General features: G+C 41.8%; 19 protein-coding genes. 6 read left to right on the forward strand and 13 right to left on the reverse strand.

Annotated features, from left to right (window positions below):
- Position 1: 1 nt before the first annotated feature.
- From FTU91_RS00900 to FTU91_RS00925, 6 genes are all read right to left on the reverse strand, one after another.
- Positions 2-640, reverse strand: coding sequence for a MotA/TolQ/ExbB proton channel family protein (locus tag FTU91_RS00900; protein WP_180080352.1), 639 nt, complete (start codon positions 638-640; stop codon positions 2-4).
- A gap of 28 nt (positions 641-668) precedes the next feature.
- The gene (locus FTU91_RS00905; protein ID WP_086195486.1) at positions 669-1556 is read right to left on the reverse strand and encodes a ParB/RepB/Spo0J family partition protein; all 888 of its coding nucleotides are present in this window, start codon (positions 1554-1556) and stop codon (positions 669-671) included.
- Positions 1553-2335, reverse strand: a complete 783-nt coding sequence (locus FTU91_RS00910; RefSeq protein ID WP_180080356.1) for a ParA family protein — start codon at positions 2333-2335, stop codon at positions 1553-1555. Before FTU91_RS00910 ends, FTU91_RS00905 begins: the two co-directional genes overlap by 4 nt.
- 24 nt (positions 2336-2359) lie before the next feature.
- Positions 2360-2992: a 16S rRNA (guanine(527)-N(7))-methyltransferase RsmG gene (gene rsmG, locus FTU91_RS00915; protein ID WP_180080359.1), complete on the reverse strand. Its 633-nt coding sequence runs from the start codon at positions 2990-2992 to the stop codon at positions 2360-2362.
- An 84-nt stretch (positions 2993-3076) separates the two neighbouring features.
- The gene (murU, locus tag FTU91_RS00920) at positions 3077-3766 is read right to left on the reverse strand and encodes an N-acetylmuramate alpha-1-phosphate uridylyltransferase MurU (protein WP_180080362.1); all 690 of its coding nucleotides are present in this window, start codon (positions 3764-3766) and stop codon (positions 3077-3079) included.
- Positions 3766-4779, reverse strand: coding sequence for an aminoglycoside phosphotransferase family protein (locus FTU91_RS00925; RefSeq protein ID WP_180080365.1), 1014 nt, complete (start codon positions 4777-4779; stop codon positions 3766-3768). Before FTU91_RS00925 ends, murU begins: the two co-directional genes overlap by 1 nt.
- Before the next feature lie 120 nt (positions 4780-4899).
- On the opposite strand from FTU91_RS00925, the gene FTU91_RS00930 reads away from it, so the two are divergent.
- Both FTU91_RS00930 and FTU91_RS00935 read left to right on the forward strand, forming a co-directional pair.
- Positions 4900-7347 carry an LPS-assembly protein LptD gene (locus FTU91_RS00930; RefSeq protein ID WP_180080368.1) on the forward strand — a complete coding sequence of 816 codons (2448 nt, stop codon included), beginning with the start codon at positions 4900-4902 and terminating at the stop codon, positions 7345-7347.
- Complete coding sequence (locus FTU91_RS00935; protein ID WP_180080371.1) at positions 7347-8657, forward strand: peptidylprolyl isomerase; 1311 nt, start codon at positions 7347-7349, stop codon at positions 8655-8657. Before FTU91_RS00930 ends, FTU91_RS00935 begins: the two co-directional genes overlap by 1 nt.
- Positions 8658-8867: 210 nt before the next feature.
- On the opposite strand, the gene hfq is transcribed toward FTU91_RS00935, so the two are convergent.
- The 4 genes from hfq to tsaE form a co-directional block, all read right to left on the reverse strand.
- Positions 8868-9383, reverse strand: a complete 516-nt coding sequence (gene hfq, locus FTU91_RS00940) for an RNA chaperone Hfq (RefSeq protein WP_086195493.1) — start codon at positions 9381-9383, stop codon at positions 8868-8870.
- A gap of 90 nt (positions 9384-9473) precedes the next feature.
- Positions 9474-10418: a tRNA (adenosine(37)-N6)-dimethylallyltransferase MiaA gene (gene miaA / locus FTU91_RS00945; RefSeq protein ID WP_180080374.1), complete on the reverse strand. Its 945-nt coding sequence runs from the start codon at positions 10416-10418 to the stop codon at positions 9474-9476.
- Between the two features lie 6 nt (positions 10419-10424).
- Positions 10425-12398: a DNA mismatch repair endonuclease MutL gene (mutL, locus tag FTU91_RS00950; protein ID WP_180080377.1), complete on the reverse strand. Its 1974-nt coding sequence runs from the start codon at positions 12396-12398 to the stop codon at positions 10425-10427.
- Positions 12391-12867, reverse strand: coding sequence for a tRNA (adenosine(37)-N6)-threonylcarbamoyltransferase complex ATPase subunit type 1 TsaE (tsaE, locus tag FTU91_RS00955; protein WP_180080434.1), 477 nt, complete (start codon positions 12865-12867; stop codon positions 12391-12393). Before tsaE ends, mutL begins: the two co-directional genes overlap by 8 nt.
- A gap of 150 nt (positions 12868-13017) precedes the next feature.
- On the opposite strand from tsaE, the gene FTU91_RS00960 reads away from it, so the two are divergent.
- From FTU91_RS00960 to FTU91_RS00970, 3 genes are all read left to right on the forward strand, one after another.
- Positions 13018-13923 carry a pseudouridine synthase gene (locus FTU91_RS00960; RefSeq protein ID WP_180080380.1) on the forward strand — a complete coding sequence of 302 codons (906 nt, stop codon included), beginning with the start codon at positions 13018-13020 and terminating at the stop codon, positions 13921-13923.
- Between the two features lie 115 nt (positions 13924-14038).
- On the forward strand, positions 14039-14374 hold the full coding sequence (locus FTU91_RS00965; RefSeq protein WP_180080382.1) for a type II toxin-antitoxin system RelB/DinJ family antitoxin: 336 nt from the start codon (positions 14039-14041) through the stop codon (positions 14372-14374).
- A gap of 92 nt (positions 14375-14466) precedes the next feature.
- Positions 14467-14910 (forward strand): N-acetyltransferase, encoded by a 444-nt coding sequence (locus tag FTU91_RS00970; RefSeq protein WP_180080386.1) that lies wholly within the window; start codon positions 14467-14469, stop codon positions 14908-14910.
- Positions 14911-14913: 3 nt separating this feature from the next.
- Here the strand turns inward: FTU91_RS00970 and FTU91_RS00975 are convergent, their stop codons facing one another.
- The gene (locus tag FTU91_RS00975; RefSeq protein WP_180080413.1) at positions 14914-15624 is read right to left on the reverse strand and encodes a pseudouridine synthase; all 711 of its coding nucleotides are present in this window, start codon (positions 15622-15624) and stop codon (positions 14914-14916) included.
- Between the two features lie 136 nt (positions 15625-15760).
- Here FTU91_RS00975 and FTU91_RS00980 point away from each other — a divergent pair, with 136 nt between their 5' ends.
- Entirely contained in the window at positions 15761-16216 is a 456-nt protein-coding gene (locus FTU91_RS00980; protein ID WP_180041859.1) for a DUF441 domain-containing protein, read from the forward strand.
- A gap of 53 nt (positions 16217-16269) precedes the next feature.
- On the opposite strand, the gene FTU91_RS00985 is transcribed toward FTU91_RS00980, so the two are convergent.
- Together FTU91_RS00985 and FTU91_RS00990 are read right to left on the reverse strand one after the other, a co-directional pair.
- Positions 16270-17436 (reverse strand): CynX/NimT family MFS transporter, encoded by a 1167-nt coding sequence (locus FTU91_RS00985; protein ID WP_257221633.1) that lies wholly within the window; start codon positions 17434-17436, stop codon positions 16270-16272.
- Positions 17437-17613: 177 nt separating this feature from the next.
- Entirely contained in the window at positions 17614-18534 is a 921-nt protein-coding gene (locus FTU91_RS00990) for a LysR family transcriptional regulator (RefSeq protein ID WP_086195502.1), read from the reverse strand.
- Positions 18535-18571: the final 37 nt, after the last annotated feature.

Below are 18571 nucleotides of genomic sequence, written 5' to 3' on the forward strand. Positions count from 1 at the left end.
CTTAACCTGCTTTTCTAATATCTTGTTCTTCATCTGTAGAATTTTGATAGAAAAGCGCTGCATGAAATAAGGTCGATTGCTGTTCAAGTTCTGCAATATATTCTTGTACCAAACGCTGAAAATAGCGATAGGCAAACAGTGCCGGAATGGCAATAAACATCCCGGCTGCCGTTGTGATCAACGCTTTTGAAATACCCGGAATCATTAGAGTAGGATTGCTATTGGTGCCTAAATCAATCACCAAGAAGGATTCGATAATACCCAGTACGGTACCCAACAAACCCAATAGTGGTGCTACCGCACTTAAGGTTCCCAAGAAGTTGATGTTTTTTTCCAGATAACCAATTTCTTGAGAAGCAGTGGTTTCCATTTGTGCACGGGCAAATTGTTCATTTTGATTTTTACTTTGATAACCCGCCATAAAAATGCGCCCCAAAGTACTGCTTTGTAAGGCTTGATCCTGCTTTAACTGCTGCATGACCATATCAATATTTTGCACCTGATTTAACAGCAATACCTTAGGCAAGATCATTGTTCTTTTTAACCGAATAAAGCGCTCAATCGTGATTGCTACAGTAAAAATTGAACATAAAACAAGGGGAAGCATGAGCCACCCACCCGCCTTAACTAATTCCCACATATGTTTTCCCCAATAAAAATTTTAAAAATTATTCTGCAAAGCAGATATTTAATATCCCATCCAATTCATCAAGTGAATGGTATTGAATGACAAGCTTCCCCTTGCCTTGTTTATTATGATCAATTTTCACATCTGCGCTGAAACGCTCTGCCAGACGCTGTGTCAGTTGCTGAATATCGGGTGCAATTTCAGCTTTCGGTTTTTCTTGTTTTGGCGTATTCAAGTCGCGCACCAGTTGTTCGGTTTGGCGTACAGATAAACTTTTCTCAATCACATGCTCTGCAACCTTAAGCTGATCTTTAGCCTTTAAAGTCAGAATAGCACGCGCATGCCCCATATCCAGCAAACCTTGCTGCATGAAGTCTTTTACCGATTCAGCCAGTGTCAGTAAACGCAACAAGTTACTGACTGTAGTACGCGCCTTACCGACAGTATCAGCAATTTCCTGATGACTTAAACCGAATTCTTCATGAAAACGCTGGAGTGCCATCGCCTGATCGATCGGGTTTAAATCCTGACGTTGAATGTTTTCAATCAATGCCAAGGCAATGGCAACCTGATCATTCAAATCACGAACAATTGCAGGAACTTCTGTCAAACCCGCCAGTTGTGCTGCACGCCAGCGACGCTCACCGGCAATAATTTCATAGGGATGCTTTTCATCATCAATTGGACGAATCACAATCGGCTGCATCACCCCATGCTTTTCAATCGATGCTGCCAGTTCCTGAAGATCTTGCTCATGAATAAAACGTCGCGGTTGATATTCACCGCGCTTGAGTAAATGGACATTAATCTGTTTCAGCTGACCATGATCTAACGCTTGAGCTTCCATTTGTAATTTTTCTTTCTGGATTGAGCCAAGCAAGGCATCCAGACCACGACCTTTTGCTAATCCGCGTTTTTTTGTGGTCATGCGTTACTTCCTTTTTTTACTTTACTTTTCTTTAACATTTCAGCTGCCAGATTCAGGTAAGCAACTGCACCCTTGGAGCTTTTTTCAAAATAGATAATCGGCAAACCATGTGCAGGAGCTTCAGCTAAACGTACATTACGCGGAATCACCGTATCGTAGAGTTTTTTACCAAAATACTGCTCCAGCTCTTCTGAAACATCACGGGTTAAAGCATTACGTGCATCGTACATAGTGCGCAAAACGCCCACGATTTGCAGATCCGGATTTAGGGCTTGCTGAATACGGTCAATGGTTTGGGTTAAATCCGCCAAACCTTCCAGAGCATAGTATTCACATTGCATCGGAATCATTACACCGTGTACGGCAGCCAAGGCATTCACCGTAATCAGACTTAAGCTGGGCGCACAGTCAACAATAATATAATCAAAAGAAGACTCTATTTCTTGCAATGCTTCACGCAAAATATATTCGCGGCCATCCTGTTCGGCAATCGCCAGTTCTACACCCGCCAAATCGCGGTTAGCCCCGAGAACTTTATAACCGACTTCTGATTTGGTAATTGCAGTCTCAATCGGAACTTCACCCAACAACACATCAGTAACCGAATATAGAAGATCGTTTTTCTGGATCCCGGACCCCATCGTGGCATTGCCTTGTGAATCCATATCCACAAGTAAAACGCGCTTTTTCAAAACAGCTAACGATGCTGCCAAATTTACTGCGGTTGTGGTTTTACCTACGCCACCTTTTTGGTTCGCAATCGCAATAATTTGTGCCATGGTGACCCCAATCCTTCGAAAAAATTAAATATGTTTCAATAAAAGCAAGTGACGTTGTTCGTCTAAACGCGGAACTTTCAGTTCAATAATCTCAAAACTGAATTCATTTTTTAAAGCCTCTACTTCATCCGCAGGGATTAATCCTTTCATCGATGCAATAATACTGTGCGCATGCATAAAAGGTTTAGAAGCGGCAACAAAATCAGTTAAAGAGGCAAATGCTCGACTGGTAATGACATCAAACTGACCCAGCTCCTGAATGCTTTCCTCATTTTCGACACGCGTCTGTACGGCAACCACATTTTTTAGTTTTAAATCGGCAATAAACTGTTTCAGGAAACGGATTTTTTTACCGTTCGAGTCTAGCAACACACACTGACGCTCAGGCTGACATAATGCAATGATCATGCCTGGCATACCTCCACCGGTTCCGATATCCAGCAAACGACCTTGAGGCAAATCTTTCAAAATACTCAAGCTATCCAGCAGATGCTTGACCAGCATTTCTTTCGGATCACGAATCGCGGTCAAGTTATATGCTTTATTCCACAGTACCAAAGCATCCTGGTATTTGAGTAATAAATTTAAAGCCTCATCGCTAAGCTCCAAACCCAAAGCTTGACTACCCTGCTTAAGTTCTTTGAAAAACTGGTGCATATACAAATAACGTCTCGAAAAGTTAATGGCAGTATACCGATTTATACAACAAGTCACAGTAGCTTGTGCTTAGTGAATATGCACTTAATCGTACAAGCCTTGCTTAATTTGTTGATCCAGTACATTTAATCGCTCGGGAGTGCCAACATCTACCCAGACACCCTGCATTTTGGATGCAGTAATTTGCTGTTCAAGCATCGCTTGCTTTAATAAAGGTGCCAGTGGTCGTTTACCATTTTCCAGGCCTGCAAACATCGCAGGATGAATCACCGCAACGCCACTATAAGTCAGTGCTTCACCTTGCTGTGCCTGATCAAAAGTATAAGCCCGGCCATGAGCAAGGATAAAGTCACCGTTGGGATGTTGAGCCGGATTATCGACAAAAACCAGATGAGCAAGGTCATCCTGCAATTTCACATCAAATAAGGTCGCAAAATCCATGGTGGTCCAGACATCACCATTGACCAGAATAAAAGGTTCTTCGCCCAAAAGCGGTAAGGCATTAATAATCCCCCCCGCAGTTTCTAGTCCTTCACCTTCATGTGACCACAAGATATTGACGCCAAACTCTGACCCATCACCCAAAGCTGAGGCCAGTTTTTCGCCCAACCAGGCCGTATTGATGACAATTTCAGTGACGCCAATACTTTGCAGTTTTTCAATATGCCAAACGATCAGGGGCTTTCCACCCACTTCCAGCAAGGGTTTTGGCGTATGCAGGGTCAGTGGACGCATACGGTTACCCAGCCCTGCCGCTAAAATCATGGCTTTCATTATGCAGCAACCTCATAACCACCGTATTTTGCTTCAAATTTCGGCATAACCCTGGCTTCAATAAACTGCATAAACGGCTGTAATTCTGTATAAGGCTTACTTTCTTCAAGTAAATACCACATCACACGAGGTAGGTCTTTTAAATAGCCAGACTTGCCATCACGTTCGAACAGACGCACAAAGATACCCAAAATTTTGATATGACGCTGAATCGCCATCATGTCGGCATCTTTTTTAAACTGCTCAAAATCACGGTCCTGTTTTGCCGATTCAGGCAACAGATCATAGAAGGTTTTAAACCATGTATAAACACGGTCAGCATTCCATTGCACATAGGCATCACGGGTAATTGAAATCAAATCGTAAGTATCTGCACCAATTACAGCATCCTGAAAGTCAATCACACCCAGATCGGTTTCGCCTGCAATTTTCATTAAATTACGGCTATGGAAGTCGCGATGTACAATGACTTGCGGTTGCGCCAAAGCCGCGTTGGCTAAAATAGCAAAGGTTCGTTTAATTAAGGCACTTTCTTCTGCTGTTGGCTGAATCTGCAATGACGGCAACATCCAGTCGGTCAACAGTTCCATTTCAGAAATCAGTTTTTCATAAGAATAATTTGGAAAATGATTTGTCCCATCAATGGCTTGTAATTGAATCAGCTGTTTAAAACTTTGCGCATAATAAGCATCTACAGTTTGCTCATTCAGCAAAGTCGAAAGTAAGACATCACCAAAATCTTCGAGTAGCAAGAAGCCCAATTCCAGGTCTTTGGCAACAATATGCGGCACACGCACACCATTATGATCAAAAAATTCATCGATCGTCACAAAAGGCCCACAATCTTCTTTTTCTGGTGGTGCATCCATGAGCATAAATGTTTTATTATTCAATTTGATTCGTGCATAACGACGGAAGCTTGCATCGCCTGCCAAAAAATGCGTCTCAAATTGATCTGAACCAAGTACAGATGTAATCCATGTTTGTATCAATTGTTCACGTTGTGTATTCATTTGCGATAAATTCTAATACAGGCTGAGTTTTTAAAGTGCTAAGTGTAGCCACTTATCAACTTTTTCTCTATGATGCGAGAATAATTAATTGCGATTAAGCATACTTGGTTAATGATACAAATGAAGCATCAGTTTAAATTTAATCCTTTAGCGACTGCTATTTTAACCCTTTTATGTGGCAGCTCGATCTCAAGCTATGCTGAATCTACAATTCCAGCTTCGACTGTCGACAACCAAAAAATGAAAGACAGTATTCAGGAGTCGTATCCTGGACAACAATTTTTTGAACAATACTATGTAGACAAATCAGCACCTGAAGCTCAACAACGTCAAGGACAGTATTTGAGCTCTGCTTATTGCAAAGGCGCCTGGATTACACCAATCAGTCCGGAGACCAAAGCTGCAGATCCAGACAATGCCACATCTACAGTGACTGCAGATTATGGTCATTTTGACCCGAATGGCGACTCTGTTCTTGAAGGCAATGTATTAATTGACCAGCAAGGCCGCCAAATTCGTGCAGATAAAATTACCATCGACCAGACCCAAACCTACGCCAATGCACAAGGTCGCGTGCAAATGGCACAAGCCGGCTTACTGGCACAAAGTGACCAGATCAATTACAACTTAAAGACCCAGCAAGGCGATTTAAATAACAGCTTTTATATTTCTGAAGAGCAGCATGCACATGGCCGTGCAGAAAAAATTGCCCGCACTTCAGAAAATGTGGTGGTGATGAATAACGCTACCTACAGCACCTGTCCACCCGATGAAAAACCAGGCTGGAAAATTCAGGCTGATAAAATTACCTTAAATAAAGAAACCGGACGCGGTGAAACGCGCGGCACCAAACTTTATGTCAAAGAAGTACCGGTGCTTGCAGTACCTTATTTCAACTTCCCGATTGATGACCGTCGCACTACCGGTATTTTGACCCCAGGTTTTGGATTTACCAACGATGGTGGCGTAGAACTTACAGTTCCTGTTTATTTAAACTTGGCACCTAATTACGATGCAACCCTTACACCGCGCTATATCGGTAATCGCGGCGCAATGCTTGAAGGCGAATTCCGCTATTTAACGGAAAATTACGGCACTGGCAGAGTATCGGGCGGCTACTTGGCTGCAGATAACGAATACAATGACCAAGACCGTAAAGGCTTGCAATTCTTACATAACTGGCAAATCAACAACCAGTTTTCTACCAATATTGAATATAACTATGTTTCAGATAAAGACTATTTCTCTGATTTAAATAACAATCCCAACTCAAAAACAGAATTAAACTTGCGCCGTGCCTGGCAGCTCAATTACGGTAATGGAATTCCAGGATTATCTGCGCAACTCAAAGTTGAAGATTTCCAAACGCTCGATAATACCGTTTCATCTGTAGACCGCCCTTATGCACGTCTACCACAATTTTTATTGAATTATAAAACTGGCAATCCCTTAGGTTTGCAATATGAATTCAATAATGACACCGCTTACTTTAAAAAAGATATTACTGATTTCAATAGCCCAAACAACGAACCAAGCGGTACCCGTATTTACAATGATTTTGCAGTGCGTTACAACTATCGTACTCCTTGGTCATTTATGATTCCTGAGATTTCACTGCGCAATATAAATACCGTATATGATCAAAATACGATTGCTGCTCAGAATATTAGCTCATCAGATGAAACAAAGACCGTCACCGTCCCCCAATTCACTTTAGATACCGGTTTAACCTTTGAAAAAGAAGGTAAATATCTGCAAACACTTACTCCTCGCGCTTTTTATGCCTATGCACCGTATAAAAACCAGGATGGACATCCAAACTTTGACTCGGCTCCTGCCTCCATCAATTATGATCAGTTATTCAGTCCACGTCGTTTCTATGGACATGACCGTTTAGAAGACAATAATTTTCTGTCTTTAGGACTAAGTTATAGTCTGTTTGATGAAGTAGGTTTAGAACGCTTAAAAACCAGCGTGGGTCAAAGCTTCTTTTTTGAAGATCGCCGGGTAACGCTAGAAAATAAAGCTGATCAGTTTGATACTGAACGTCGTACCGGCCCTATTTTAAGTGTCTCTAGCCAACTGTCACAAAATTTCACCGTTGGTGCAAATTCTGCATGGATGTCGAATGGTGATAATGCACAGCGTGATCTGCAATTGTATTACACAGGTAATCAGGGAAATCTTTATAATCTGGGTTATTTCTACCGCAAAGACATTCCGAACCGTCAAGACCAGTATGATCAGGTTGTCGCATCATTCATTCAACCTGTAGCAAATAACTGGCGTATTTTAGGTCATGCACAATATGATATGGACAATAATGTCGCTCGTGAGTATTTACTCGGTGTAAATTATGAGTCCTGTTGCTGGGGCATTTCGGTATATGGCCGCTCTTACTATAATGACCTGGACAACGTGAACGATGATGGTGTTTCACCCAAACGTGCCATTATGGCGGAAATTAGCCTCAAAGGCTTAGGCGGCTTCAACAACAAGCTTTCATCTTTACTAGAAAACCGTATTTTAGGTTTCAATAATATTAATCAATCTTGGACACAACGTTAATGAAGACAATACAGTTAAAACATTTTTTTAAAGCGACTGCGCTTGCTTTAGCCTTATCTTCATCAATGACTACATTTGCTCAATCCTCAGATGAAGTGGTTGCAGTGGTAGATAACAGTGTCATTTTAAAAAGTGATTTAGAACAAGGTATCGCAGAACTCAAACATCAATTAGAAACACAAAAAAAACAGCTGCCACCAGAACAATATTTACAGCAACAGGCACTTGACCAGCTCATTATTCGTCAAGCACAACTTGAACAGGTTAAACGCTACAATATTAAGCCGAATGAAAGAGAACTGAATGAAGCTGTGCTTAAGGTTGCAGGTCAATCTGGAAGCAAAAGTTTAGAAGCCTTCCAGCAAAAGCTTGATGGTATTGCACCGGGGACTTACGAATCCTTGCGCAATCGCATTGCAGAAGATTTAGCAATTAATCGCCTGCGTCAACAAGTGGTGATGTCCCGTATTAAAATTAGCGATCAGGATGTAGAAAACTTCTTAAAGACGCCACAAGGTCAAGCCGCTTTAGGGAACCAAGCGCATGTTATTCATATCCGTGTATCTGGTGATGACCAAGCAGCCTTAGAAAAAACTGCAAAACTTGTCAAAGCTGAACTGAATAACAGCAATGATGTTAAAGCGATTGACCAAAAGTTCACTACCAAGACAGTTAAAGTGAAGGGTGCAGATATGGGCTTTAGAAGCCTGTCTGATATCCCGGCTGAACTGGCAGCCCGTGTAAGTACGTTGCAAGAAGGTCAGACTACAGACCTGATTCCAGTGCGAGACGGTATTCATGTGTTAAAATTGATTGAACGTAAAGGTGGTGCGCAAAAAGCGATCGTATCGCAATACCAGACACGTCACATTCTCATTCAGCCTTCGGAAGTAGTAAGTCCTGAAAATGCCAAACAACAAATTGACAGTATCCATAACCGCTTAAAAGCGGGTGAAGATTTTGCCGTATTGGCATCAACTTTTTCCAATGATCCAGGTTCTGCACGTGATGGCGGCAGCTTAGGTTGGGTGAACCCGGGCGTTATGGTACCTGAATTTGAGGTGCAAATGAAAAACACGGCTGTCGGTCAGATCAGTGCACCCTTCCAGACTCAATTTGGCTGGCACATTCTTCAGGTTACAGATATGCGCCAACAAGATATGACGCGTGAATATCAACAACGCATGGCACGTCAAATTCTGGGTGAACGTCAATTCGATGCTGAACTGGATAGCTGGTTACGTGAAATTCGTAGTAATGCCTTTGTAGAAGTCAAAGACCCAAATCTAGACCGTAAAAAAAATAAATAAGCCTCAATTGATTTGAGCCCAAAAACCAGTTGTTTAAGCAACTGGTTTTTTATTACCCACAAGAAAACTGATTAAGGTTTATTGATATTTCATATATAAATTTATGCCCAAATTGAGCAAGCATAGATGAATTGTCTACAGTCTTTAGTCCATTCATTTGCTTCAAAATAAAAAAGCCTCTCATAAAGAGAGGCTTTTAAGAATTAACAATTAACGATTATTTTCATCGTCTTGAGAATCTTCAAATTTTGTTTCGCCTTCAAAACCTGGGTTTGCTTGACCACCGAAGCCGCCTTGACCACCGAAACCACCTTGGCTACCGAAGCCACCTTGACCACCGAAACCACCTTGGCTACCGAAGCCACCTTGACCACCGAAACCACCTTGATTACCACCGAAGCCACCTTGACCACCGAAGCCACCTTGACCACCGAAGCCACCTTGACCACCGAAGCCACCTTGAGGCTGACCACCACCAAAACCGCCAGCACCTTGAGCACCAGCAGGAGCACCAGCAGGACGTGGATTACGTGCAGGAACAACTGTAGAAATCGCATGTTTGTAAACCATTTGGCTTACAGTATTTTTTAACAAAACTACATATTGGTCAAATGATTCAATATGACCTTGTAATTTAATACCATTCACAAGGAAGATAGAAACAGGAATACGTTCCTTACGGAGAGAATTTAAGAACGGATCTTGTAAAGTTTGACCTTTAGACATGTTATAACTCCAAAAAATTAAAAATCAGCGCAAAAAACTATCTTTATTTCTCAATAAAAATTATAAAAAAGATAGTTATTAAATTTTGCTTTATCCGTAACACTTTCGCAAGTCTTCTTGGGCCTGCTTGACCGTCAAATATGTTTTAAAATTATGCGATTCTTGCAAAGATCTTAACCAAGTATATTGACGTTTTGCCAGTTGTCGTGTTGCAAATAAAGACTTATCCTCCATTTCCTGTCGTTTTTTGATACTTAGATCACTTTTTTGTATAAATTCTAGAGCTTGACGATAACCAACTGAGCGCATGGATGGCAAATTATCATTTAAATCGTATTTTTCAATCAGCCCTTCCACTTCATGTAAAAATCCGATATCCCACATGATTTTTAACCGTTGTTCGATACGCTTGTGTAATTCTACACGATCAGGTAATAAGGCATGATTATGAAATGTGTAGCGATATGGTATATTTTTGGGTTGTTCAGCTTGTAGTTTTGTAATTGGCTGTCCAGTCAGCTTAAATACCTCCAAAGCACGAATGATGCGCTGTTTATCACTGACCTTAAATTTCTGCCCCGCCAGAGCATCAACCTCACATAATTCCTGATAAACCGACTCCCAGCCTTCACGCTCCGCTTTAGCCTCAATTTCTGCACGTACTGCATAATCGGCACTGGGCAAATTACTTGACAATCCCTCTAATAAAGCCTTGAAATACAGCATGGTACCACCCACCAGAATAGGTGTTTTACCACGTGCATGGATATCATCAATTAAGCTACAGCCATCCTCTACAAACTGGGCGGCCGAATACACTTCTAATGGAGTGATAATATCGATTAGATGATGCGGATAACGTGCCTGCTCTTCTTTCGTTGGCTTCGCGGTACCAATGTCCATATCTCGATAAACCAGCGCAGAATCAACAGAGATCAGCTCAAAATGACCCTGCTCATAAAGTTCACATGCCAAAGCGGTTTTACCACTTGCAGTTGGTCCCATTAAATTGATGACCGGCAATTGATTCGACATGTACAACTACTCTCCTCGAGCAAAAAGTTTATCTAATTGTGAAAGTGGAAATGCACGCCAGGTTGGACGTCCATGGTTACACTGACTGGCAAATTCGGTTTGTTCCATCTGGCGCAGCAAGGCATTCATTTCCGAAAGACTTAAAATACGATGCGCACGTACAGCACCATGACAGGCCATACCTGCTAAAATTTGGTCACGCTTTTGCAACAATCCCTGTGCTTCATCATTGGGATCGAGATCATTGAGCAATTCAGGAACCAAAGCAGCAAAATCTGCCTTGTGCAAAATGGCAGGAACTCCGCGCACAATCACCTGCTCATCGCCATATTGATCTATTTCCAAGCCCAAACGTGCCAACTGTTCTTTTAAATCATCCACCCGCATGGCTTGCATACGGCTAATACTAATTACTTTAGGAATCAGCAATTGTTGTGATGTCCAGAATTCAGGCTTATCCCATGCGGCTTTCATTTGCTGCAACACAATGCGTTCATGTGCGGCATGCATATCGACAATAATCAGGCCTTCAGAGTTTTGTGCCAGAATATAAATGCCATGTAACTGTGCAATTGCAATCCCGAGTGGATGCTCATCTACATAGGTCGATTGCAGCTTTTCAATATTATCACTATTACTTAGGCTATTTATTTGAGAAGAAGCAGTATCAATTTCTTCTCTTAACGGTGCCAGATAGCTTTTCAGGGCATTATTCAGCTGTTGTGAACCCACATAGCTATTTGCAGCCGGAGATGAAGCATAATGTACCGTTTGCGGACTGCTGGCATTAAAATCACTGAGCAAATCGGTGGAAATTTGCGCTTCCGGTTGTGGCGTATACGCATCTACCGCTTTATGCAGTTGAAATTGTTCCTGATAACGTGGTTGCGGCTGCAGCGCAGCAATCTGGTCTGCTTCATCCCTTTTCATGGCCGAAGCCAGTTCTGCTGTGGCCGTTTGAAATTCAGACAATTTTTCTTTAGCAAAATGACGTACAAACTCATGTACTTCACGCTGGTTTAAAAAACGGATTTCATGTTTGGTTGGATGCACATTGACATCAATATTTTCAGGATCAACTTCTAAAAACAGCAAATACGCCGGATGTTGATGACCGTGCAAAATACCATCATAGGCCATACGCAAGGCATGTGAGATCGTTTTGTCTTTGACAATCCGACCATTCACATACACATATTGCAAATCGGCTTGAGCACGCGCATCTGAGGGATGCCCTAACCAGCCAGACAAGCGCATATTGATACTGTCAGCATCAATCCAGTACGCATTTTCGGTAAATTGTCGGCCCAAGAGCTGCTGCACACGCTGAAAACGCAGCTCACCGCTATCTGCAACCGGTAAATTGAGACGAATAGTGTTGTTATGCTCCAATACAAAACGGATATCGAAATGGGTCAATGCCAGACGGCGCACGATTTCTTCAATATGACCAAATTCCGTCGCCTGTTTTTTTAAGAATTTTCGACGTGCGGGCACATTAAAAAATAAATCCTGCACCCGAATATGGGTGCCTTTTTGTGCTGCAACCGCCTGAATTTCCTGATGATCAAAAGCTGTGCCATTCACTTCCACCTGATAACCGATACCTTCATCATTTTGACTGCTAATCAGGGTCAGGCGTGACACCGCAGCAATCGATGCCAAAGCTTCACCACGAAAACCCAAGCTAACAATGGCCTGTAAATCCTCTGCTGTCTGGATTTTACTGGTGGCATGCCGCATGACGGCCAAAGCCAAATCGTCAGGATGAACCCCATGACCATTGTCAATGATTTCAATCAGGGTACTGCCGCCTTGCTCAACCCGAATAATAAGCTCCGTCGCACCTGCATCAATTGAATTTTCTAATAATTCTTTGACCACCGATGCTGGACGTTCAATCACCTCACCTGCTGCAATCTGGTTCGCCAGTGCAGGATTAAGGGTATGAATACGACGTTCGCTTAAATTATCACGCATTGTTAAAATGGCTCTCTAATGCTTGGTTTAATGCTGCAGACGAGAAACTTAAACTAGCAGTACGCATCAGTTCATCTTCAGACTTTTCAATATTGATAATCAGGTCAGGCTGTGGAATTTCATCGCCACCTTTGGATGGCCATTCAAATAAAAATAGCGCATTCAGCGTTTCCAAATAGTCACGAATGCCCATCAGTTCCAGTTCATAAGGGTCATTTAAACGGTATAAATCGAAATGGAAGATGTCTTTTCCATGAATATTATACGGTTCCACCAAGGTATAAGTGGGGCTTTTTACCGCCCCTTGATGGCCTAAGCTTTGCAAAAAATAGCGTGTCAGTGTGGTTTTACCCGCGCCTAAATCACCAATTAAATAAATTACACCCGTTGTAAAATGCTGCGCCAAAACCTGTGCTAAATTTTGGGTATCGTCTTCATTGTTTAAAGCCAAATTAAATGAATACTGCATATTACTCACGACAAGATTCAAAAGAACAATTATGATAGCATCGCACCGCTTTATTGCCCATGTTCACACTTCCAAATATGGAACTTTTCCTGCATTTCATTGTAAATAGCAGTGATTTTATGCACAGCAGATTGATCTACGACAAATCACATGACCAGTACTGAATTTCTTCCGCCCATGATTGATGGTGTTAGCGCAAGTAAAGTTTTTCTTCCTAAAACCTCTACTGCACCAGACAGTGTATATCAATATCTTTGTCAGCAATTTCCGCATATCAAGCCTGCTGAATGGCAACAACGTTTTACTGACGCTTTAATTTATGATGCCGCAGGCAATATCTTAACGGTTGATGCACCTTATAATGAAAATAGTCATGTGTTCTATTACCGTTTTTTAGCCCATGAAATACCCGTTCCGTTTGAACATAAAGTTTTATTTGAAAACAAACATTTGCTGGTCATCGATAAACCACATTTTTTAACCATCAGTCCGACGGGGCAATACGTACAGGAAACCCTGCTGGTACGATTAAAAAAACAGACCGGCAATGAATTTCTAACCCCGATTCATCGTTTAGATCGCGAAACTGCCGGTGTGGTTTTATTCTCCAAACAGGTTGCCAGCCGTGCAATCTATCAGGAGATGTTCGCCAAACGTGAGGTAAAAAAAACCTATCACGCTATTGCACCGTTTCATGCCACTTTAACATTTCCATGTTATACACGTTATCGTATGGAAAAAGGTGAACCCTTCTATACCATGCAAGTGGTTGAAGGCAAAATAAATAGTGAAACAGAGATTGATCTGATCGAACATGATAGAGCATGGGGAAAATATGAGCTAAAACCAACCACCGGCAAGCAACACCAACTGCGGCTGCACTTAAGTAGTTTAGGCATTGCCATTAAAAACGATCCCTTTTATCCAACAGTACAACATAAAAGAGAAGATGATTTTTCTGCACCACTGCAACTGTTAGCCAAACATATTGCATTTATTGATCCCCTGAGTGGACAGAACATGACTTTTTCATCCCATTTTGACCTAACATTGTAATATCTTTGTCATTACAAAATATTTTGGTAAATCGAACGTATGAATATTGAAATTACATTCAATTTGATTAAAATAAATGCTGAAAAGTTAAGTAATTAGACGTATTTAAAAAATCATGAGAAAAACCGAAGTTTATCAAATACGACTGGATTCCCAAGAAAAAAAGCATGCTTTTGCAGTATTTAAACAATTGGGCATTACGCCTGCACAAGCAGTCCGACTATTTTTCAAACAAGTTGTTTTAACAAAATCTATTCCATTTTCTATTGAAAATCAGAATATTAACCTTGATCAACTGCAAAAAATCCGAAAATTAAAGCAACAACAAAACACTTCAAACACCTCTACAGAACAGGCTGTTTCTCATGATCAGGACTTTGATCTGGATGACGACCATCTTGACCTTTTTGAAGAACTGAATGCCATTTTGGGTGAAAGTGACAAAACTTAACACTGTCGCATTTACAAACAAAATTTAGAAAAATTCTCATAAAAACTTAGGTATGCTTCATGCAAAGACTATAAAAAAGCATGGAGTATCGCATGATCGTACGACGCGCCTCTTTAGAAGATTTACACCCCCTTGCTGTTTTATTCGATGAATACCGTCAATTTTATGGTGCTTCTTCTAATCTGGATGTATCTTATCAATTTTTAAAGCAGCGATTTCAAAATCAGGAAAGCATCATTTTCATTCATGTAAAAGATGATATTTTTACCGGTTTTATTTTGTTATATCTCGGCTTTTCATCAGTCGCCTGTAGCACCTATTACATTCTGGATGATGTTTACGTCACCCCGACTTTTCGTCGTCAGGGTTCAGCCAAACAGCTCATCGATACTGCGATTTTATTTGCACGTCATGAAAACGCTCAACGTATCAGCCTACAGACGCAAAAGAATAATTATCAATCCTATCAGCTTTATCAAAAAATGGGTTTTGTCAAAGATGATGAATTCCAAACCTATCATTGTTTCCTGAAATAACAATTAAGCTGTCATTCTTGTCTTGGCTAATTCCACCTGTTCGGGGCTTAAATAGATCCAATGCCCTTCTTGTAAATCTGTTAACTCCAAAGCGCCAATCTGCTGACGATGCAATCGCTCTACTTTATTCCCCACTGCGGCCAGCATGCGCTTGACCTGATGATAAACACCCTGATGAATAGTCAGCTGCAATTCATGTTCAGCCAGTAGAATGATATCAGTCGCGGCAAAAATACCCGATTCATTGCGCAATTCCACCCCCTGCTTTAACTGCTGAATTTGCTCTTCCGTTACAGCATCAGCGGTTTGCATACGGTAAACTTTGGCCACATGTTTTTTCGGATGGGTTAAGGCCTGTAGAAATTGTCCATCATCAGTCAATAACAACAATCCACTGGTGTCCTGATCTAGACGACCCACACACTGCAAGCCACGATTCATCAGCACATCATCAAATAAATCAAATACGCTAAAATGATGGGTGGCCTGATGTGAACACTCATAACCTTGCGGCTTGTTTAAGGCAATATACACTTTTTCCCGATAATCAAATGTTTCACCATAGACCGTAAAAGTTAAATCCTTTAAATCCAGTTTATGTTTTGGATTGCTGATGACTTCCCCTTGAATGGCAATCGCTCCGTTTTTAATGAGCTGCTGGCAATGTTTACGCGAACCAAAACCCTGGGATTGCAACATCTTTTCCAACAACATAGACCTAACCTTTTACTCTCACGGAATGCGCATTCTATACTGAAATGAGGGGTATTTTTATTGTTCCTGCTTTTTCGGGCAAATCTTCCATCAAAACCTTATACAATAGTAATGATTTATAAATTTCTCCCTTGAAATAATGTCCCATCTCGATTTAAACCTGATTGTCCTGCTGGTTTTATTGGCCTGTGGTATCTTTAGCCATAATAGTGCCGTAACGATTGCTGCAGGTGTACTGATCGTTTTTCGCATTACCCCGCTGAGTGAATATTTTCCCTATCTGCAACAACATGGTTTAAATATTGGCATCATTATTTTAACTATTGGCGTTCTGACTCCGATTGCCAGTGGCAAAATTCCCGGCGATGCCATTTTAAAATCCTTCTTGAGTTTTAAATCCTTACTTGCCATCGCCATTGGCGTACTGGTCGCATGGCTAGGTGGACGCGGAGTCAAACTGATGAGCAATCAGCCTGACGTGGTTGCAGGCTTGCTGATTGGTACGGTTGCAGGTGTGGCAGTATTGCGCGGCGTTCCTGTCGGCCCTTTAATTGCAGCAGGGATATTAACCCTGTTTATTGGTCATTCTTGATTTTTTATTCTTAAGCCTGACAACGGATGATTGACAGGCTTGATCTGCACACTTTATGCAGCTTTTCGAAATAAAATTCTGGTTAAAAGCATGCCAATCAGGGACATGCTTGCCATTAAAATTCCGACCCAAAACCATCCACCTGTGGCCAGTACAATTGAGGCAATCAAAGGCGGCAACAGAAATTGAGATGTGGCGGAAAATTGCAAGACTAATCCTATTGTAGTGGTAATGGCAATCGGCTTTGCGGAAAAATTTAATACTTGAGAAAACACGACCACTGCGACCAAACCGCCAAATAATGAAAAGCTCAAAACCAATATAAATTGCAGAATAAAGGGCAAAAATTCGCGTAACAGATAAAAACTCAGGGCACAGACCATTAAGGTGGCAAAACCGGTTTGGACTAAAGTTTGAGGCCGCAAACCACGCTGTAACATTAAACCACACACAAAGGTGCCAACAGCATTGGCAATCGCCACGATTGCCGTTAAGGCTCCTGCCACGGCTAAAGGAATTTGATATTGCTGATAAATGCTGGGCAAAAATCCCACCAGACTCAACCATTGTCCGGCATATACACCAAAAATAGCGGCCAGAATCCAGGCTGGAGGATGTTTTAAAGTCAGTTTAATTAAATCAAATACTGCAACCAACTGGGTATGGGTCTGCACTGCGGGAATAACCCTGTAAATCACAGCTGCCAAAGCCAGTGATAATATCCCGAAACATATCCAAACCCCTTGCCAGCCCATACTATTGATCAGGAATGGCGTACACAGTAAGCCTATTCCCATTCCGCCTCCCATATAGGCGCTCCATAGCCCCATCTTGGCTTGTAACTGCTCGAGCGGAACCAGTTGGCGGATAAAAGCAGGACCACTTAAGGTAATCAGTAAAAATCCGAAACCTTCAACCACACGCAGTGCAAGCAACGTCGGGAATTCCTGCACAAAACCACCAGTGAAACTGGCGAATGCGAGTAAACTCAAGCCCAATAGTACACAGCGTTTTAAGCCAATTTTAGCGGTATAACTACCCAGCACGAGTGCCATGCACATACCGGCAACCTGTACCAGAGATAATAAAAAACCGGCTTGCACCAAGCTGATGCCTAACTCGGCTTGGAGTACAGGAACCGCGGGTGGCAACTTGCCTACATGCATGGCAGCGACAAATCCTGCTGCAATAATCCATAAATCTTTGCTGAGCCAACGCATGGCACTCACAACCTTCTCCTTCGGCAATTCCAGCGTTAGACTAGCAAGAATAAAAACGATTATTTATCGTTGATTTGAATAAGCTAAGAGCTTGTAACAATCAATCTAGCATTGACTCGGATCATGAAAAAATTCCCTATAAGGCTTTGATTCTATATAGGATTCAAGCATGATTTTTTAAGCAGAATAATACGGATTACGCTTTTGCGAGAATTTTTCCAGTTGTTTCAGGAAACCCTCAAAATAGCTTTTTTCTTTTTCTTCAGTTCGATAACCCGCATACAAGGTCCGGCGCAAACCACTCGCAGAAACGCAATCCAAACGGCGCGAAGTCACCCATCCCTTTTGTTCATATTCATTCACCACCCAGTCTGGAAGTGCAGCAATACCTCGCCCACTGGCCACCAGTTGAATCAGCATTTGGGTTAAATCCGTGGTCCGGATCTGTTTGGGTTGAATATTGGCAGGAATAAACAGTTTCGCCATGATATCCAGACGGTGCTTATCTACCGGATAAGTAATCAGAGTTTCCTCTGCCAATTCCTGCACGGTAATACGTTCTGCACGAACCAGTGGATGAGTGTTCGACAAGACCAGACGTGATTCATATTCAAAAATCGGAAAATATTCGATGCCTTTTAAGGCAATCGGATCTGCCGTAATTAACAGGTCAAATTCGGCATTTTGCAGCAGTTCATGTGGATTGGCTTCAAAGCCGGAAGCAAAATCCAGATCTACATCTGGATATAAGTGGCGATACTGGTTGAGCAGTGGCATTAACCAGTCAAAACAGCTATGACATTCAGAGGAGAAAATAATACGCCCAGTCTGGCCATGCACAATACGGGTAATATCTGTCTGGGTAATCTGAATTTGTGGCAGTACATCATCTGCCAATTTGAGCAAACGCTGCCCCACATTGGAAAAAGTGACCGGTCGGCTACGGCGATTGACCACCTCTACCCCATACCAGTGATCGAGTTCTTTTAACTGATGTGAAATAGCCGATGGTGTTAAACACAAGTCATTGGCAGCAGCCACCAGTGAACCATGTTCACGCAGAGCAGTCAGTGTTTTTAAATGGCGAATTTCTAACATATTAATAGTCATTCCAACAGAGCATAATTTTTGAGGC

The organism is Acinetobacter sp. YH12201, from assembly GCF_013418145.1.
Lineage (GTDB): Bacteria > Pseudomonadota > Gammaproteobacteria > Pseudomonadales > Moraxellaceae > Acinetobacter.

Excerpts from the sequence above, each read along its gene's own strand:
- FTU91_RS00935 (WP_180080371.1), top strand. The coding sequence starts at position 7,347 with ATGAAGACAATACAGTTAAAACATTTTTTTAAAGCGACTGCGCTTGCT.
- miaA (WP_180080374.1), bottom strand. The coding sequence starts at position 10,418 with ATGTCGAATCAATTGCCGGTCATCAATTTAATGGGACCAACTGCAAGT.
- FTU91_RS00930 (WP_180080368.1), top strand. The coding sequence starts at position 4,900 with ATGAAGCATCAGTTTAAATTTAATCCTTTAGCGACTGCTATTTTAACC.
- FTU91_RS00965 (WP_180080382.1), top strand. The coding sequence starts at position 14,039 with ATGAGAAAAACCGAAGTTTATCAAATACGACTGGATTCCCAAGAAAAA.
- FTU91_RS00960 (WP_180080380.1), top strand. The coding sequence starts at position 13,018 with ATGACCAGTACTGAATTTCTTCCGCCCATGATTGATGGTGTTAGCGCA.
- FTU91_RS00975 (WP_180080413.1), bottom strand. The coding sequence starts at position 15,624 with ATGTTGTTGGAAAAGATGTTGCAATCCCAGGGTTTTGGTTCGCGTAAA.
- mutL (WP_180080377.1), bottom strand. The coding sequence starts at position 12,398 with ATGCGTGATAATTTAAGCGAACGTCGTATTCATACCCTTAATCCTGCA.
- FTU91_RS00905 (WP_086195486.1), bottom strand. The coding sequence starts at position 1,556 with ATGACCACAAAAAAACGCGGATTAGCAAAAGGTCGTGGTCTGGATGCC.
- hfq (WP_086195493.1), bottom strand. The coding sequence starts at position 9,383 with ATGTCTAAAGGTCAAACTTTACAAGATCCGTTCTTAAATTCTCTCCGT.
- tsaE (WP_180080434.1), bottom strand. The coding sequence starts at position 12,867 with ATGCAGTATTCATTTAATTTGGCTTTAAACAATGAAGACGATACCCAA.
- FTU91_RS00970 (WP_180080386.1), top strand. The coding sequence starts at position 14,467 with ATGATCGTACGACGCGCCTCTTTAGAAGATTTACACCCCCTTGCTGTT.
- FTU91_RS00990 (WP_086195502.1), bottom strand. The coding sequence starts at position 18,534 with ATGTTAGAAATTCGCCATTTAAAAACACTGACTGCTCTGCGTGAACAT.
- FTU91_RS00910 (WP_180080356.1), bottom strand. The coding sequence starts at position 2,335 with ATGGCACAAATTATTGCGATTGCGAACCAAAAAGGTGGCGTAGGTAAA.
- FTU91_RS00985 (WP_257221633.1), bottom strand. The coding sequence starts at position 17,436 with ATGCGTTGGCTCAGCAAAGATTTATGGATTATTGCAGCAGGATTTGTC.
- murU (WP_180080362.1), bottom strand. The coding sequence starts at position 3,766 with ATGAAAGCCATGATTTTAGCGGCAGGGCTGGGTAACCGTATGCGTCCA.
- rsmG (WP_180080359.1), bottom strand. The coding sequence starts at position 2,992 with ATGCACCAGTTTTTCAAAGAACTTAAGCAGGGTAGTCAAGCTTTGGGT.
- FTU91_RS00925 (WP_180080365.1), bottom strand. The coding sequence starts at position 4,779 with ATGAATACACAACGTGAACAATTGATACAAACATGGATTACATCTGTA.
- FTU91_RS00900 (WP_180080352.1), bottom strand. The coding sequence starts at position 640 with ATGTGGGAATTAGTTAAGGCGGGTGGGTGGCTCATGCTTCCCCTTGTT.